Genomic DNA, 15,248 nt, shown 5'->3' with positions numbered 1-15,248 from the left:
GTGGGCGAGGATCGGCGGGCGGCGCATGGCGTCCGGCTCGATGCAGGTGTGCATCCGCCGGAACCGCATCCACTGGCGCCCCTCCGATTTCTCCCCCTGCCCGGTCCTACCGACCATCTATCGCGCGGCGGGCGCGGAGGAATCATCATCATGAACGAGCGAGCCATCGCTCCAGGCAGTGCGCCGGCACCGGGAACCGTGTGGTTCGTCGGCGCGGGCCCGGGCGACCCGGAACTCATCACCGTCAAGGGCCGCGGCCTCGTCGAGCGCGCCGGGGCGATCCTGTTCGCCGGCTCGCTCGTGAGCGAAACCGCCGTGCGCTGGGCGCGGCCGGACTGCGCCATCGCCGACAGCAAGGGCATGACGCTCGAGCAGATGTCGGCCTGGCTGATCGCGCAGGCCGCGCGCTGCGAGACCGTGGTGCGCCTGCAGACCGGCGACCCGGGCCTGTACGGCGCGCTGATCGAGCTGGTGCAGCCGCTGGATGCGGCGGGCGTGCCGATCGGCGTGGTGCCGGGCGTGTCCTCCGCCATGGCTTCGGCGGCGGCGGCGGTGGAAAGCCTCACACTGCCCGAGGTCACGCAGACCGTGATCTTCACGCGCGTCGAAGGCCGCACGCCAATGCCCGAGGGCGAGTCGCTCGAGGCGCTGGCCGCGCACCACAGCACGCTGTGCATCTTCCTGAGCATCACGTTGATGGGCAAGGTCACGGCCGCGCTCACGGCCGCCGGCTGGTCGCCCGATGCGCCCGTGGTGGTGGTTCACAAGGCGAGCTGGCCGGGCGAGGAGAAGATCGTGCGCGGCACGGTCGCGACCATCCAGGCGCTGTGCCGCGACGCGCGCATCGCGAGCCAGTCGATGATCATCGCCAGCCCCACGCTGGGCGCGCGGCAGTGGACCACGCTCGCCAAATCCAAGCTCTACGACGCGAGCTTCACGCACCGCTTCCGGCGCGCGAGCGTTCCCGCCCAAACCCTGCGCCAGGATCTCCCATGAACTCCGAAACCATTCTGCTGGTGGGCCACGGCTCGCGCGAAAAATCCGGCAACGACGAGATCGAGGCCTTTGCCGCGCAATGGCGCGAGCGGCAGCCGGGCTGGCGCATCGAGGTCTGCTTCATCGAGTTCTCCGAGGTCACGATGAGCGAGGGCCTGCGCCGCGCGGCCGAGAGCGCGCGGCGGGTGATCGTGGTGCCGCTCATCCTCAATGCCGCGGGCCACGTGAAGATGGACGTTCCGCAGGCCATCGACGGCGCCCGGCTCAAGTACCCGATGGTGCAGTTCCTCTACGCGCCGCACCTCACGGCCTGCGACCCGATCCTGGCGATCCTGCAGCGCCGCCTCAAGGACGCGATGCAGGCGCTCGACATGCCCGACCCGACCACCACCGGCGTGGTGATCCTGGGCCGGGGTTCGTCGGACCGACAGGCCAACGGCGACATGGCCAAGATGGCGCGCTGGCTGATGGAGGAGACCGACCACGAGCTGGTCGACCTTGCCTTCACGGGCATCACCTACCCGCGCCTGGAGAAGGCCGTGCAGCGCCAGGGCCTGCTGGGCATGAAGCAGGTGGTGGTGCTGCCCTACTACCTGTTCAACGGCACGCTGGTCGAGCGCATCGCGCGCCAGGTCGAGCATCTGAGGGCGCAGTACCCGACGATCCGTTTCGTTTCCACGCGCTACTTCGGCTTCGAGCCCGAGATCTTCGCGCTGCTCGAACAGCGCGTGGACGACCTGCGGCGCGGCGCGCCGGCCGCGCTCATGCCTTGCGACGGCTGCAAGTTCCGCGACTTCGCGGTGGAGCATGGGCTGGGCGGCCATCACCATGGCGATGCGGCGGCGCACGGCCACGATCACCATCACGACCACGACCACGCGCATGGCCACGCCCATGCGCACGATCCGGCGCCGGCGCTGCGATGAAGCCGACGCAATCCCCGGCGGCCAACGTCGTCACCGAGCAGCTCACCGCGGCGGGCCGCGCGATCGAGCACGACTCCTTCGCGGTGATCGACCGCGAGGTGGCCTCGCATGCCTACACCGCCGACCAGTGGCCCGTGGTGCGCCGCATGATCCATGCGAACGCCGACTTCGACTTCAACGGCCTGACCGACTTCCACCCGGGCGCGGTCGACGCCGCCATCGCCGCCATCCGCTCGCGCGCCAGCCGCGTGCTGGCCGATGTCGAGATGATCTGCGTGGGCCTCTCGGCGCCGCGCCTGGCGCACTTCGGCATGGGCACGCACCAGTTCATCAGCGACCCGGACGTGATCTCGCAGGCGATGGCCGAAGGCACCACGCGCGCGGTGCAGGCGATGCGCAAGGCGCACCGGCTCGGGCTGGTCGACGGCGCGATCGTCGGCATCGGCAATGCACCGACCGCGCTGATCGAGATCGTGCGGCTGATCCACGAAGAGGGTGCGCGCCCCGCACTGGTGGTCGGCATGCCGGTGGGCTTCGTGTCGGCGGCCGAGTCGAAGGACCTGGTCGCGCTCGAAAACGAGGTGCCCTGGATCGTCATCCGCGGGCGCAAGGGCGGCTCCACGCTGGTGGTGGCCGCGATCCACGCGCTGCTGGGCCTGGCCGAGGCGCGCGAACACGCCGCATGATGGACAAGGGCGCACCCCGCGGCACCCGCACCGGCTTCACGACCGGTGCGTGTTCGGCCGCGGCGGCGCGCGCGGCGGTGATCGGCCTGGTCACGGGCCAGGTGCCCGGCGAGGTCGAGTGCCTGCTGCCCAACGGCGATCTCGTGCGCTTCGCGGTGCACGACGGCCGGGCCGACGGCGCGAGCGCGCATGCGATGGTCATCAAGGACGCCGGCGACGACCCCGACTGCACCGACAAGGCCCACCTCACGGCCGACGTGCGCCTGCTGCCCGATCTGGCGGGCCAGGTGGTGCTGGCCGGCGGCACCGGCGTGGGCACCGTCACCATGCCGGGCCTCGGGCTCGCCGTGGGCGGGCCGGCCATCAACCCGGTGCCGCGCCGCAACATCGAGGCCAACGTGCGTGCGGTGGGCGCGGCACTGCTCGACGAGGTCGGCCTCGAAGTTGCCATCTCCGTGCCGCAGGGCGAAGAGATGGCCAGGAAGACGCTCAATGCGCGGCTGGGCATCCTCGGCGGCATTTCGATCCTTGGCACGACCGGCATCGTCAAGCCGTATTCCACCGCCGCCTACCGCGCGAGCGTGGTGCAGGGCGTGCAGGTGGCGGGCACGCTGGGCCACGGCGTGGTCGTGCTCACGACCGGTGGGCGCACCGAGAAATTCGTGATGGCCGAGATGCCGGAACTGCCCGAGCCTGCCTTCGTGCAGATGGGCGACTTCCTGCGCTATGCGATGGGCGCGGCGGTCAAGGCCGGCATCCGGAAGGTGGTGATCGGCGGCATGGTCGGCAAGCTCACCAAGATTGCGCAGGGCGAGACCATCACCCACGCCGGCCGGGCCGAGGTCGACACCGGCCTGCTGGCCGAACTGGCCGCCGGACTCGGCGCACCGCCCGATGTGTGCGATGCGATCCGCGGCAACGAGACCGCGCGCTATGCCGGCGAGCGCATGGACGCGCTCGGGCTCGGCACCGCCTTTCACACGGCGCTCGCGCAGCGCGTCATCCAGACGCTGCGCACGCGCTACCCCGACCAGTTCGAACTGAAAGTGCTGGTCTGCGACTTCGAAGGCCGAAAGATCGCGGAGGCCCCGTGAACGACAACGACAAGAACAACATGACCCACAAATGCCGCATCCTCGGCGTGCTGGACGACGGCGACGCGAGCCTCGGGCGCAGCGCGATGGCCCACCTGCAGCAGGCGCAGCTGGTGATCGGCGCGGCGCGCACGCTGGCGCTGTTCGCGCCGCACATCGCACCCGGCGCGGTGCAGCGCGACCTCGGCGGTGCACTGTCGCAGGTGCCCGAATGGATCCGCGCCGCGCAGGCCGAACAGTGCCGCGTGGTCGTGCTGGCCACCGGCGATCCGCTGTGCCATGGCATCGCGGCCTTCCTGGCCGCGCGCCTGTGCATCGAGGCGATCGAGGTCATTCCGAACGTGTCGACGCTGCAGCTGGCCTGCGCGCGGCTCGGCCTGCCGTGGCAGGAGATGAAGTTTGCCTCCGTGCATGCGAAGGACGCGGGTGACTGGCTGCCGGGATCGCCGCCCGCGCACGGCCTCTACGCGCTGCTGCGCGACATCCGCCAGCACGACCGGCTGGCCGTGCTCACCAGCCCCGACAACACGCCCGACCGCATCGCGCGCATGCTGGTGGCCGAAGGCCTGGCCGACGACTTCGAGATGGCCGTGGCCGAGCGCCTTTGCCAGCCCGAGGAGCGCGTGGTCAGCGGCATGCGCATCGCGGCCGCGGCGCAGATGCGTTTTGCCGACCCGAACGTGGTGCTGCTCTGGCGCACCCGGCTGCGCGCGCCGCAGGTGCTGTTCGGCCTGCCGGACGCGAGCTTCGAGCAGCGCCATCCCGAGAAGGGCCTGATCACCAAGAACGAGGTGCGCGCCGTCTCGCTCGCGCGCATGCAGCTGCGCGCCGACAGCGTGGTGTGGGACATCGGCGCGGGCTCCGGCTCGGTCGGGCTGGAGGCTGCGCGGCTGTGCTGGCGCGGCCATGTCTACGCGATCGAGAAGAACGCGGACGACAGCGCCATCGTCGCGCGCAACCGCCAGGCCATGGGCATCAGCAACCACAGCCTGGTGCACGGCAAGGCGCCCGAGGGCCTGGCGGCCTGGGCCGACCCGGACGCCGTCTTCATCGGCGGCTCCGGCGGCGAACTGGCCGAGCTCATCACGCTGGTGCTGCGGCGCCTGCGGCCGGGCGGCTGGCTGGTGATGAACTTCGTGACCATCGAGAACCTCGCGGCTGCGGTCGAGGCGCTCAAGGCACAGGGCGCAGTTTGGGACGTGCTGCAGCTGCAGGCCTCGCGCAGCAAGCCGATCCTGCACATGCACCGGCTCGCGGCCGAGAACCCGGTGTGGCTGGTCTGTGCACAGGCAGGTGGCGCGCCATGACGGCACCCGGCATGCTCCACGGCGTATCGCTCGGCCCGGGCGATCCGGACCTGATCACGCGCCGCGCCTGGTCCCTGCTGACGCGCACCGACGCGGTCTGGACCTACCCCGTGCGCAGCCTGCGCAAGGAAAGCTACGCGCTCGACATCGCGCTGCGCGCCGGGCTGTCGGCGCCCGCGCAGCACCAGGCGCTGCTGTTCCCGATGACCCATGACGCCGAGAAGCTCGCGCGCCACTGGCTCAAGGCCGCCGAGACCGTGCAGGCGCTGCTCGCGACCGGGCAGGACGTGCTGTTCCTGGTCGAAGGCGATGCCTCCACCTACGCGAGCTTCTGCTACCTGGCGCGCGTGCTGCGCGAGCTCGACCCGGCCGCGCGCATCGACGTGGTGCCCGGCGTCACCTCGTTCAACGCGGCCTGCGCGCGCCTGCAGCTGCCACTGTCCGAGCAGGACGACACCGTGGCCATCGTGCCGGCGGCCTACGGCATTGCCGCGGTCGAGAGGATGCTGGACGACTTCGACACGCTGGTGCTCATGAAGGTCAAGCCGCTGCTCGACGACCTGATCGACCTGCTGGCGCGGCGCGGCCTGCTCGCGCACAGCCGCTTCATCGAGAAGGCCGGCTCGCCGGTCGAACGCATCGTGCACGACGTGGCCAGCCTGAAGGGCAGCAAGGTCAACTATCTGTCGCTGCTGCTGGTGAAGAACCCCGGCCGCGAACGCGGCGAACTGGTGCGCGGCTGCCGCAAGAAGACCAGCACCGAAATCGAAGAGGACAACCCGAATGACGAATGACGCCGCACCCCGCGTGGTGCTCGTGGCCATCACCAGGCATGGCGCGCAGCAGACGGCCGGGCTGGCCCGCCAGTTGCCCGAGGCCAGCGTGTGCGTGGCCGACAAGTTCGCGCCGCTCATGGCCGGCCTGCCCAACCCGGTGCGCGCCTATGCGGGCGCCTTTCGCGACGAGATCGCGGCGCTGTTCGCGGACTTCGACCAGGTCGTATTCTTCGTCTCGCTCGGTGCCGTGGTGCGGCTGATCGCGCCGCACCTCAAGAGCAAGGACGAGGACCCCGGCGTGCTGGTGGTGGACGACGCCGCGCAGTTCGTGATCCCCGTGCTCTCGGGCCACGTGGGCGGCGCCAACGCGATGGCCGAGCAGGTCGCTTCGATGCTGGGCGCCACGCCGGTGCTGACCACCGCGTCGGACGTGGGCAAGACGATTCCGGTCGACATCCTCGGCCGCGAGCTCGGCTGGAAGGTGGAGGCGCCCAAGATCAACATCACGCGCGTCTCGGCCCACGTCGTGAACGGCGAGCCGGTGGCCGTGGTGCAGGAAGCGGGCAGTGCCGACTGGTGGACCCGCCCCACCCCCCTGCCCGCCAACATCCACCGCTTCGCGCGCTTCGACGAGGTCGACCTCGCGCGCTTCAAGGCCGTGCTGTGGATCACGCAGGCCGAGGTGAGCGCCGAACGCTGGAGCGCGCTGGCCGAGCGGCTCGTCGTCTATCGGCCGCCGCAATGAGCACCGCGCGCTACGCCATCGGCCTGGGCTGCGACCGCGGCACGCCGCAGGCCGCACTGCAGCAGGCGATCGACGAGGCGCTGGCCGGCATCGGCGCGCAGCTGGTGCAGGTGGCGGCGGCAGCCAGCATCGACCTGAAAGCCGACGAGCCCGGCCTGCTGGCGCTGGCCGCGGCCCACGGCTGGGCGCTGCGCTTCTATCCCGCCGCGCAGTTGGCAGAGGTGCCCGTGCCGCATCCGTCGGAAACGGTGCGCCGCCACACCGGCACGCCTTCGGTCAGCGAGGCGGCCGCGCTGCTGGCCGGCGGCGGCCTGCCGATGGCGGCGCTGGTCGTCCCCAAGCACAAGCACCGCGGCGCCGACGGGCGCCACGCGACGGTCTCGATCGCGCGCATGTCCTGATGAATCCCAACCCTCACCCTCGAATGGAACCCGCAATGAACGCCTCCTCCACGCACACCACTTCCCACACCGGCGGCTTCGCCCATGCCGGCACGCCGCGCAGCCTGCTGCTGCAACTGGCCGGCGCCGCGGCGCTGGGCCTGTTCGTCCTGTACGGCGTCGCCTTTGCCGAAAGCCCGCTCGCGCACAACGCCGCGCACGACGTGCGCCACGTCACGGTCAAGCCCTGCCATTGAGCGCGGAGCCTCCCATGATCTTCCAACGACTGATCTGGTCCGCGCTGGCGGCGGCCGTGCTGGTGGGCAGCGTGCAGACCGGCGTGCAGCACTGGCAGGCCACGCCGATCATCCAGGCGGCCGAAAGCTACGAGTCGCAGAAGGCCGCGCCTGTGGCGGACCACGGCCATGACGCGGCCCATGCCCACGGCGCTGTCGCCGAGGCTTCGCAATGGCAGCCCGAAGACGGCGCCGAGCGCAGCTTCTGGAGCTGGGTCGCCAACATGCTCCATGCCTTCAGCATGGCGCTGCTGGTGCTCGCGGCGATGGGCGTCTGCCTCTGGCGCGGCACGCGCATGCGCTCGCTGCCGCTGGCGCTGCTGGTGTCTGCCGCCGGCTGGCTGAGCTTTCACTTCTGGCCGTCGCTCGGGCTGCCGGCCGAGATCCCCGGCATGGATGCGGCCCGGCTGGGCTCGCGCCAGGGCTGGTGGGTGCTGGCCGCAGCCGGCGCGGCGCTGGCCTGCATCTCGCTCGCGGGCCTGCGCAGCGCCTTGCGCTGGCCCGCGGCCGCGGCCTGGCTGGCGCTGCCCTTCGTCGTGGGCGCGCCGCAGGCCGCGGGCGATCCTTTCGCGGGCTTCGGGCCCGAGGCACAGGCCGCGCTGCGGGCGCTCGATGCCCGCTTCATCTGGGTGACCACCTCGATCTCGCTGAGCTTCTGGGCCTCGACGGGCGTGGCCTGCGGCCTGGCGTTCGAGCGCTGGCTGCGGCCGGCGCTGGCCGCCGCGTTCGGCCATGCGCGCACTGCGCAGGCATTGGAGGTGAATCCATGAGCGGCAAGATTTCATTGGTCGGCATCGGGCCCGGCCACCACGACCACATGACGGGCCGCGCGCTGGCCGCGATCGCCGAAGCCGACGTGGTGGTCGGCTACAGCACCTACATCAAGCTGGTGGCCGACCTGCTCGAGGGCAAGGAAGTGATCCGCAAGGGCATGACCGAGGAGCTCGACCGCGCGGTCAATGCACTCGAATGTGCCCGCGAGGGCAAGAAGGTGGCGCTGATCTCCAGCGGCGATGCCGGCGTCTACGGCATGGCCGGCCCGACCTACGAGGTGCTGTTCCAGGCCGGCTGGACGCCGGAGTCCGAGATCGCCGTCGAGGTGGTGCCCGGCGCGTCGGCCATCAACGCCTGCGCGGCGCTGGTGGGCGCGCCGCTCACGCACGACTTCTGCTCGATCTCGCTGAGCGACCTGCTCACGCCCTGGCCCGTGATCGCGCGGCGGCTCGATGCGGTGGCGGCGGCCGACTTCGTGGTGGCCCTGTACAACCCGAAGAGCGGACGGCGCACCCAGCAGATCGTGCAGGCGCAGCAGCTCTTCTTGCGGCACCGGCGCCCGGACACGCCGGTGGCGGTGGTCAAGTCGGCCTACCGCCGGCGCGAGCGCATCGAGTTCACCACGCTCGCCCACATGAGCGAGTGCGACATCGGCATGCTGACGACCGTGCTCATCGGCAACAGCCACACCTTCGTGCAGCACGGCCTCATGGTCACGCCGCGCGGCTATGCCAACAAGTACGACCTGGACGACGGCGGCAACACGCGCAGCGGCGAGAAGCCCGGCCGCTCGCTGTCGACCGGCCTGCTGGGCTGGATGGCCGACCTGCGCGCCGACCACGCCGAGGGCGCGAGCGCCGCCGCGCTGGCGGCGCAGCACCGCCTGCCCGTCGACTACATCGAGGCCGTGCTTGCCGCACCGGCCGAGGAAGAAAGCGCCGCGGCCGCGCCGCTCGAGGAGGCGCAGGAATGAGCGAGGTGGTCAAGCCCAAGATCGGCGGCTACAAGCGCCACCTGCTGGTCTGCACCGGACCGCGCTGCAGCCCCGACGGCGCTTCGCAGGACCTGTTCGACAGCCTGGGCGACAAGTTCAAGGCCGCGGGCCTCAACGAAGGTGCGCTGCGCGTCAAGCGCAGCCGCGTCGGCTGCTTCGCGGCCTGCAAGGGCGGGCCGGTGATGTGCGTGCAGCCCGACGGCACCTGGTACTACAACGTCACGCCGGAGAACATGGACCGCATCCTGTCGCAGCACCTGGTGGGCGGCGTGGTGGTGGAAGACCTCGTGTTCCACCAGGGACCGGGCCTCGCGCCGGACGAAGACACCTGAGACGCCGCGAGCACCGGCTATTCGACGAAGAGCAGCGCCGGGCATTCGAGCGAGGCGCGCACGGCCTGCACGAACTCGGCCGCCAGCTGGCCGTCGACCACGCGGTGGTCGAAGGAGGAGGACAGGTTCATCATGCGGCGCGCGGCCACCGCACCACCCTGCATCACCGGTCGCTGCACGATGCGGTTGACGCCGACGATCGCCACCTCGGGCGCGTTGATGATCGGCGTGGACGCGATGCCGCCCAGTGCGCCAAGGCTGGTGATGGTCAGGGTCGAGCCGCTCAGCTCGTCGCGCGTGGCGCGGCCCGCGCGCGCGGCCTCGGCCAGGCGCGCGATCTCGGTTGCACTCGACCAGGGGTCGCGCGCTTCGGCGTGGCGCAGCACCGGCACCATGAGGCCGACCGCGGTCTGGGTCGCGATGCCAACGTGCACCGCACCATGGCGCGTGAGCACGCCGGTCTCGTCGTCGAAGCGGGCATTGATCTGCGGAAAGCGCGGCACCGCCAGCACGATGGCGCGCACCAGCAGCGGCAGCAGCGTCAGGTGCGGCCGCTCGCTGCCCCAGCGTTCGTTGAGCCGCGCGCGCAGGAGCTCCAGCTCTGTCACGTCGACTTCCTCGACATAGGTGAAGTGCGGAATGCGGCGCGTCGCATCCTGCATGCGCTGCGCGATGCGGCGGCGCACGCCGGTCACGGGCACGACCTCCTCGCCGTCGCGCTCCGCGTAGCGCGGCGGGCTCGGCGCCTGCGCGCCCTGCCTGCGGAGCAGCCAGGCGTCGAGGTCCTCGTGCAGGATGCGGCCGTCCGCGCCGCTGCCCGGCACCTGCTGGAGATCGATGCCGAGCACGGCGGCGCGATGGCGCACGGCGGGCGCGGCGAGCGGCTTGCCGGCCGATGGGGATGTGCGCACAGCCGGGGCGGGTGTCACCGCGGCTGCTGCTGCCGCTGCCGCTGCCGCTGCAGGTGCAGGTGCAGGCGCGCGGGCGGGCGCCGCCGGCGCCTGCACCGCCTCACCCTGCGCCTCCACGTCGATCCGGACCAGCTCCGCGCCCACCGCGAGCTGCTGCCCCACCTCGCCGCCGAGCGCGAGCACCCGGCCCGCGACCGGCGAGGGAATCTCGACGGTGGCCTTGTCGGTCATCACGTCGGCCAGCACCTGATCCTCGGCCACCGTGTCGCCGGGCTGCACGCGCCACGCCACCAGCTCCACCTCGGCGATGCCTTCGCCAAGGTCCGGCACCTTGATTGCATGCGTGGCCATTCAGTTCTCCATGACGCGGCGCATCGCCGCACCTACGCGCGCCGGCCCCGGAAAGTAGGCCCACTCCTGCGCATGCGGATAGGGCGTGTCCCAGCCGGCCACGCGCTCGATCGGCGCCTCCAGGTGATGGAAGCAATGCTCCTGCACCAGCGCAGTCAGCTCGGCGCCGAAGCCGCTGGTGCGCGTGGCCTCGTGCACGATCACGCAGCGGCCGGTCTTCTTCACCGAGGCGACCAGCGTTTCCAGGTCCAGCGGCCACAGGCTGCGCAGGTCGATGATCTCGGCATCGATGCCGGTCTCTTGCGCGGCCGCTTCCGAGACGAACACCATGGTGCCGTAGGTGATCGCCGTCAGGTCGGCGCCGGGGCGGAACACGGTGGCCGACTCCAGCGGCACCGTGTAGTAGCCCTCGGGCACCTCGCCCAGCGGATGGGCCGACCAGGACACCAGCGGCCGCTCGTGATGGCCGTCGAAGGGGCCGTTGTACAGCCGCTTGGGCTCCAGAAAGATGACGGGGTCGTCGTTCTCGATCGAGGCGATCAGGAGGCCCTTGGCATCGCGCGGATTGGAGGGCATCACCGTGCGCAGCCCGCAGACGTGCGTGAACAGCACCTCCGGGCTCTGGCTGTGCGTCTGGCCGCCGTAGATGCCGCCGCCACAGGGCATGCGGATGGTGATCGGCGCGGTGAAGTCGCCCGCCGAGCGATAGCGCAGGCGCGCCGCCTCGGACACGATCTGGTCGTAGGCCGGATAGACGTAGTCGGCAAACTGCACTTCCACCACCGGGCGCAGGCCGTAGGCGCCCATGCCGATGGCCGAGCCGACGATGCCGCCCTCGTTGATCGGCGCATCGAACACGCGCGAGCGGCCGTACTTGGCCTGCAGGCCTTCGGTGCAGCGGAACACGCCGCCGAAGTAGCCCACGTCCTGGCCGTAGATGATCACGTTGTCGTCGCGCTCGAGCATCACGTCCATGGCGGAGCGCAGGGCCTGGATCATGGTCATCGAGGCCATGGCGTCATCCCTCGGACGACAGCTGCGCGCGCTGCCGCTTCAGGTGCTCGGGCATCTCCTTGTAGACGTCCTCGAACATGGTCGCGGCGCCGGCGACGTGGCCGTCGGCCATGGAGCCGAAGCGCTCGGCCTCCTTCAGCGCGGCGTTCACCTGCGCCTCCAGGTCGGCCTGCGTCTGGTCGTGCTCCTGCTGCGACCAGGCGCCGATGGCCGTCAGGTGCTGCGCCAGGCGCGGGATCGGATCGCCCAGCGGAAAATGCGCCCAGTCGTCGGCCGGACGGTAGCGCGAGGGATCGTCCGAGGTCGAGTGCGCGCCGGCGCGGTAGGTCACCCATTCGATCAGCGTCGGCCCGAGGTTGCTGCGGGCGCGCTCCGCGGCCCAGCGCGAGGCCGCCAGCACCGCGAGAAAGTCGTTGCCGTCGACGCGCAGCGATGCGATGCCGCAGCCCACGCCGCGCGCCGCGAAGGTGGTGGCCTCGCCGCCGGCGATCGCCTGGAAGGTCGAGATCGCCCACTGGTTGTTGACCACGTTGAGGATCACCGGCGCGCGGTACACGTGCGCGAAGGTCAGCGCCGTGTGGAAGTCCGACTCGGCGGTGGCGCCGTCGCCGATCCATCCCGAGGCAATGCGCGTATCGCCCTTGATCGCCGAGGCCATGCCCCAGCCCACCGCCTGGATGAACTGCGTGGCCAGGTTGCCCGAGATCGAGAAGAAGCCGGCCCGCTTCATCGAATAGCACACCGGCAGCTGCCGCCCCTTGAGCGGGTCGCGCTCGTTGGACATCAGCTCGCAGATCAGTTCGAGCAGCGTCACGTCGTCGCGCGCCAGCAGCAGGCCCTGCTGGCGGTAGGTGGGAAAGCACATGTCGCCCTGCTGCAGCACCAGCGCGTGGCCGGTGGCAATGGCCTCCTCGCCGAGGCACTGGATGTAGAACGAGATCTTCTTTTGCCGCTGCGCGATCAGCATGCGGGCGTCGAAGGCGCGCGTCTTCATCATCGCGCGCAAGCCGCGGCGCAGCAGCTCGGGGTCGGCCTCGGGCGCCCACGGGCCGACCGCGCGGCCCTCGTCGTCGAGCACGCGCACCAGCGTGTAGGCCAGGTCGCTGGTGTCGGCCGGCGATGCGTCGACCGGGGGTTTTCGCACCTCGCCGGCTCGCGACAGGTGGAGATAGGAAAAGTCGGTCTCATGCCCGGGCCGCCCGGTGGGCTCCGGCACATGCAGACGAAGAGATGCGCCCTGGCTCATCGCGTTGTCTCCGCGCTCGATGGGATCGCTCGCCAGCAAAGCCTAGCGAATTTCAGTCTGGAGCGCAGCCGGTCAACCGCGTATTTTTTCTTGCGGGCGTCAGTCCTCGGCTTCGAAGAAGGCCAGCTTGCGCGCGCGGGGCAATGCCTTGACCCTGATCTCCGCCCGCAGCGCGGAGCCCTTGTCAGGATAGGCGCGCGCTGCAAGCACACGCAGCGGAGGACGCGCGCGCGTGAATTTGGCGCCCAGCCCGAACACGTGCTGGAAGAAGCGCTGCTCCACGTCGAGCGCGATCCCTGTGTAGTACACGCCGCCTTCGCATTCCAGGAGGTAGAGCCAGTAGGGCACGGGACTGGGGTCGGGCAGGGATCGGGGCATGGCGCGGATTGTGCAGCCGCAGCCGCCGGAAGCCGCCCTTCGCCAGAGTCGGCTTTGGCGCAACGGCGAGGGGAACGCGCCGTTGCGGGCGTACAGTGGGCAACCGAGCCCGCCGGCGGTAGTTGCCGCAGCCCTGTGGGGGCTCTCCACGAATGGAGGTTGAACATGGCCCAGCATGCAATTACCGCTGTTCACTTCAGCGACGGGAAGATCGACCTCGTCGCCATTCACCCGGTGGTGGAGCAGGAGTTCGGTTCGACCGAATTTGCCCTTGGCGCGGCACGGCGGATCGGCATCGGCGAATGCGCGGAACTCCTTGCCGCCGGCGAGGAAGTGTGCCTTGCGCGGCGCACCGAAAGCCATGCCTGGGAGGTCATTTGCGATGTCCAGCTCTTGCCGGGCGGCGCGGGCATCACCGGCGTCGACATCGTCGGCCGCCCCAACGATGTGTTGCACGAAATTCCTGCGTGGGACTGAGGGCGCGACGGGCAAGCTATATTGCTCGCTCAGCAACAGAGAGAAGAAGAAATCACCATGGCAAAAGCCTACTGGGTCAGCGCGTACCGTGCCGTCAACGACGCCGACAAACTCGCGGCCTACGCAAAACTGGCCGGCCCGGCCATCACTGCCGGCGGCGGCCGCTTCCTGGCGCGCGGCCTGCCCGCCGAGGTCTACGAGTTCGGTCTGTCCCAACGCACCGTGCTGATCGAGTTCGATAGCGTCGAGCAAGCCAGGGCCGTGCATGACAGCCCCGACTACCAGGCCGCGCTTGCCGCGCTGGGCGACGGCGCCGAACGGGACCTGCGGATCATCGAAGGGGCCTGAGACATCCGGGATCGGGCTCTCAGGTTCATTCGCTTGCAGGAAGCCGGAAGCCGGCGGGCATGTCCGGTGTTCTGGCTTTCACCGGCTGCGGTCGCCGTCGCGCACGGATTCAATTACGCCGTTGTAGATGCGAACGACGCCGAGAAATGCACCTGGACCCCGGTCGTATGTCCATTCCTCCATGGGAACGCACTGATTCGCAAGAATCGCCTGGGGACTGCCCGCACGGTACGGCGTCACGACCCAGCCGAGCTGCAGCATCGGAACGCAGACGCTCTGGCGATAGATCGGCTCGCCGCATTTTTGAAGCAACGACACGGGCGAATCGCCCTTGCTCACGAGCGAACCGTTGCAGCCCATCGATTGGGAAGCTTCGGCGGACGGAACAAGGATGGCCATGAACGCCGCCGCGAGCCAAAGGCTCCAGCGGTGGGGGTGAGGTCTTTTCATTGAAGGAACCTTCCATCGCGCGCGCCGGACCTTGATCCTGAGAGAAGCTCAGGCATCGCCCGTGCGCGCCATCCGCGGTGTATCGAAGCGCGCAGGTGCCTGGGGCGAGCCGGCCAGGTCCGCGCGGGCGAACTGGAAGCAGTCTGTTCCGGCAGGAAGCACGACCCCCGTTTGCGCCGAGCTGGTCCAGATGTGCGAGCTGATCGATACGGAGTTCGGGTCGTCGAACGCCCCGCGAGAGATCCCGCGGTACTCGGGCCTGCAATGGCATTGCAAGGTGCGCATGGGCTCGCCCAGGGCGATAAAGCGCATGGCCCCGCACAGGCATCCTCCATCACGTCGAGTGGTCACGCCGATCTCCTCCTGTGTCAATGCCGCGAGTATGGTGCACGGGACGCAACGCCCGAAGGTCAGTCCTGCTGCCGGAGGATCTTCTCCATCTTCCTGCCCTTCGCGAGCTCGTCGACCAGCTTGTCCAGATAGCGGATCTTCTGCATCAGCGGATCGTCGACTTCCTCGACGCGGACACCGCAGACCACGCCCTTGATCAGCGAGCTGTTCGGGTTCATGGCTGGGGCCTCCGCAAAGAAGGTCTCGAGATCCTTCTCCTGTGCGATCTGCCGCTGCAGGCCCGCCTGGTCGTAGCCGGTCAACCAGCGAATGACTTGATCCACCTCTTCCTTCGTACGATTCTTGCGCTCGGCCTTCTGGACGTACATCGGATAGACCTTCGCAAACGCCGTCGCAAAAATTCGATGCCTTGGCAT

21 protein-coding genes are annotated in these 15,248 nt (G+C 69.9%); 14 read left to right on the top strand and 7 right to left on the bottom strand.

Going from position 1 to position 15,248, the window contains the following annotated elements:
- Positions 1-150: 150 nt before the first annotated feature.
- The 12 genes from cobM to EJO66_RS18795 are packed head-to-tail and all read left to right on the top strand — an operon-like array spanning position 151 to position 9,306.
- The gene (gene cobM / locus EJO66_RS18850; protein ID WP_125965774.1) at positions 151-996 is read left to right on the top strand and encodes a precorrin-4 C(11)-methyltransferase; all 846 of its coding nucleotides are present in this window, start codon (positions 151-153) and stop codon (positions 994-996) included.
- Positions 993-1,922 carry a sirohydrochlorin chelatase gene (locus tag EJO66_RS18845; protein ID WP_125965773.1) on the top strand — a complete coding sequence of 310 codons (930 nt, stop codon included), beginning with the start codon at positions 993-995 and terminating at the stop codon, positions 1,920-1,922. The genes cobM and EJO66_RS18845 overlap by 4 nt, the downstream gene beginning before the upstream one ends.
- A complete protein-coding gene (locus EJO66_RS18840; protein ID WP_124960894.1) occupies positions 1,919-2,608 on the top strand; it encodes a precorrin-8X methylmutase in 690 nt (229 codons plus the stop codon). The genes EJO66_RS18845 and EJO66_RS18840 overlap by 4 nt, the downstream gene beginning before the upstream one ends.
- A complete protein-coding gene (locus tag EJO66_RS18835) occupies positions 2,605-3,702 on the top strand; it encodes a cobalt-precorrin-5B (C(1))-methyltransferase (RefSeq protein ID WP_124960893.1) in 1,098 nt (365 codons plus the stop codon). The genes EJO66_RS18840 and EJO66_RS18835 overlap by 4 nt, the downstream gene beginning before the upstream one ends.
- The gene (gene cbiE, locus EJO66_RS18830) at positions 3,699-5,009 is read left to right on the top strand and encodes a precorrin-6y C5,15-methyltransferase (decarboxylating) subunit CbiE (RefSeq protein WP_124960892.1); all 1,311 of its coding nucleotides are present in this window, start codon (positions 3,699-3,701) and stop codon (positions 5,007-5,009) included. The genes EJO66_RS18835 and cbiE overlap by 4 nt, the downstream gene beginning before the upstream one ends.
- On the top strand, positions 5,006-5,803 hold the full coding sequence (cobI, locus tag EJO66_RS18825; RefSeq protein WP_124960891.1) for a precorrin-2 C(20)-methyltransferase: 798 nt from the start codon (positions 5,006-5,008) through the stop codon (positions 5,801-5,803). The genes cbiE and cobI overlap by 4 nt, the downstream gene beginning before the upstream one ends.
- Entirely contained in the window at positions 5,793-6,530 is a 738-nt protein-coding gene (locus tag EJO66_RS18820) for a cobalamin biosynthesis central domain-containing protein (protein WP_125965772.1), read from the top strand. Before cobI ends, EJO66_RS18820 begins: the two co-directional genes overlap by 11 nt.
- Positions 6,527-6,931: a cobalamin biosynthesis protein gene (locus EJO66_RS18815; RefSeq protein WP_124960889.1), complete on the top strand. Its 405-nt coding sequence runs from the start codon at positions 6,527-6,529 to the stop codon at positions 6,929-6,931. Before EJO66_RS18820 ends, EJO66_RS18815 begins: the two co-directional genes overlap by 4 nt.
- 35 nt (positions 6,932-6,966) lie before the next feature.
- Positions 6,967-7,167: a CbtB domain-containing protein gene (locus EJO66_RS18810; RefSeq protein ID WP_124960888.1), complete on the top strand. Its 201-nt coding sequence runs from the start codon at positions 6,967-6,969 to the stop codon at positions 7,165-7,167.
- 14 nt (positions 7,168-7,181) lie between these two features.
- Positions 7,182-7,976, top strand: coding sequence for a CbtA family protein (locus EJO66_RS18805; RefSeq protein ID WP_125965771.1), 795 nt, complete (start codon positions 7,182-7,184; stop codon positions 7,974-7,976).
- Positions 7,973-8,953 (top strand): precorrin-3B C(17)-methyltransferase, encoded by a 981-nt coding sequence (gene cobJ / locus EJO66_RS18800; RefSeq protein WP_124960886.1) that lies wholly within the window; start codon positions 7,973-7,975, stop codon positions 8,951-8,953. Before EJO66_RS18805 ends, cobJ begins: the two co-directional genes overlap by 4 nt.
- Positions 8,950-9,306, top strand: a complete 357-nt coding sequence (locus EJO66_RS18795; protein ID WP_124960885.1) for a (2Fe-2S) ferredoxin domain-containing protein — start codon at positions 8,950-8,952, stop codon at positions 9,304-9,306. The genes cobJ and EJO66_RS18795 overlap by 4 nt, the downstream gene beginning before the upstream one ends.
- Positions 9,307-9,323: 17 nt before the next feature.
- On the opposite strand, the gene EJO66_RS18790 is transcribed toward EJO66_RS18795, so the two are convergent.
- From EJO66_RS18790 to EJO66_RS18775, 4 genes are all read right to left on the bottom strand, one after another.
- Positions 9,324-10,568 carry a dihydrolipoamide acetyltransferase family protein gene (locus tag EJO66_RS18790; RefSeq protein WP_125965770.1) on the bottom strand — a complete coding sequence of 415 codons (1,245 nt, stop codon included), beginning with the start codon at positions 10,566-10,568 and terminating at the stop codon, positions 9,324-9,326.
- On the bottom strand, positions 10,569-11,582 hold the full coding sequence (locus EJO66_RS18785) for an alpha-ketoacid dehydrogenase subunit beta (protein ID WP_124960883.1): 1,014 nt from the start codon (positions 11,580-11,582) through the stop codon (positions 10,569-10,571). It lies immediately after the preceding gene.
- A 4-nt stretch (positions 11,583-11,586) separates the two neighbouring features.
- On the bottom strand, positions 11,587-12,828 hold the full coding sequence (locus EJO66_RS18780) for a 3-methyl-2-oxobutanoate dehydrogenase (2-methylpropanoyl-transferring) subunit alpha (RefSeq protein WP_125965769.1): 1,242 nt from the start codon (positions 12,826-12,828) through the stop codon (positions 11,587-11,589).
- A 99-nt stretch (positions 12,829-12,927) separates the two neighbouring features.
- Positions 12,928-13,206 (bottom strand): GIY-YIG nuclease family protein, encoded by a 279-nt coding sequence (locus tag EJO66_RS18775; protein ID WP_124960881.1) that lies wholly within the window; start codon positions 13,204-13,206, stop codon positions 12,928-12,930.
- A gap of 165 nt (positions 13,207-13,371) precedes the next feature.
- Here EJO66_RS18775 and EJO66_RS18770 point away from each other — a divergent pair, with 165 nt between their 5' ends.
- Both EJO66_RS18770 and EJO66_RS18765 read left to right on the top strand, forming a co-directional pair.
- Positions 13,372-13,683, top strand: coding sequence for a hypothetical protein (locus tag EJO66_RS18770; protein ID WP_124960880.1), 312 nt, complete (start codon positions 13,372-13,374; stop codon positions 13,681-13,683).
- A 57-nt stretch (positions 13,684-13,740) separates the two neighbouring features.
- Positions 13,741-14,031: a DUF1330 domain-containing protein gene (locus EJO66_RS18765; protein ID WP_124960879.1), complete on the top strand. Its 291-nt coding sequence runs from the start codon at positions 13,741-13,743 to the stop codon at positions 14,029-14,031.
- A 78-nt stretch (positions 14,032-14,109) separates the two neighbouring features.
- Here EJO66_RS18765 and EJO66_RS18760 read toward each other — a convergent pair whose 3' ends face one another.
- Genes EJO66_RS18760 through EJO66_RS18750 form a run of 3 tightly spaced genes read right to left on the bottom strand, consistent with a single transcriptional unit; the run spans position 14,110 to position 15,248 of the window.
- Positions 14,110-14,481 (bottom strand): DUF2845 domain-containing protein, encoded by a 372-nt coding sequence (locus EJO66_RS18760; protein WP_223262411.1) that lies wholly within the window; start codon positions 14,479-14,481, stop codon positions 14,110-14,112.
- 48 nt (positions 14,482-14,529) lie between these two features.
- Positions 14,530-14,832: a GFA family protein gene (locus tag EJO66_RS18755; RefSeq protein ID WP_125965768.1), complete on the bottom strand. Its 303-nt coding sequence runs from the start codon at positions 14,830-14,832 to the stop codon at positions 14,530-14,532.
- A gap of 59 nt (positions 14,833-14,891) precedes the next feature.
- Complete coding sequence (locus EJO66_RS18750) at positions 14,892-15,248, bottom strand: DUF2200 domain-containing protein (RefSeq protein ID WP_124960877.1); 357 nt, start codon at positions 15,246-15,248, stop codon at positions 14,892-14,894.

This window comes from Variovorax beijingensis, from assembly GCF_003951285.1.
Taxonomy (GTDB): Bacteria; Pseudomonadota; Gammaproteobacteria; order Burkholderiales; family Burkholderiaceae_C; genus Variovorax; species Variovorax beijingensis.
Note: the sequence above shows the minus strand (reverse complement) of the source record. Positions and strands in the feature narration are given on the sequence as shown.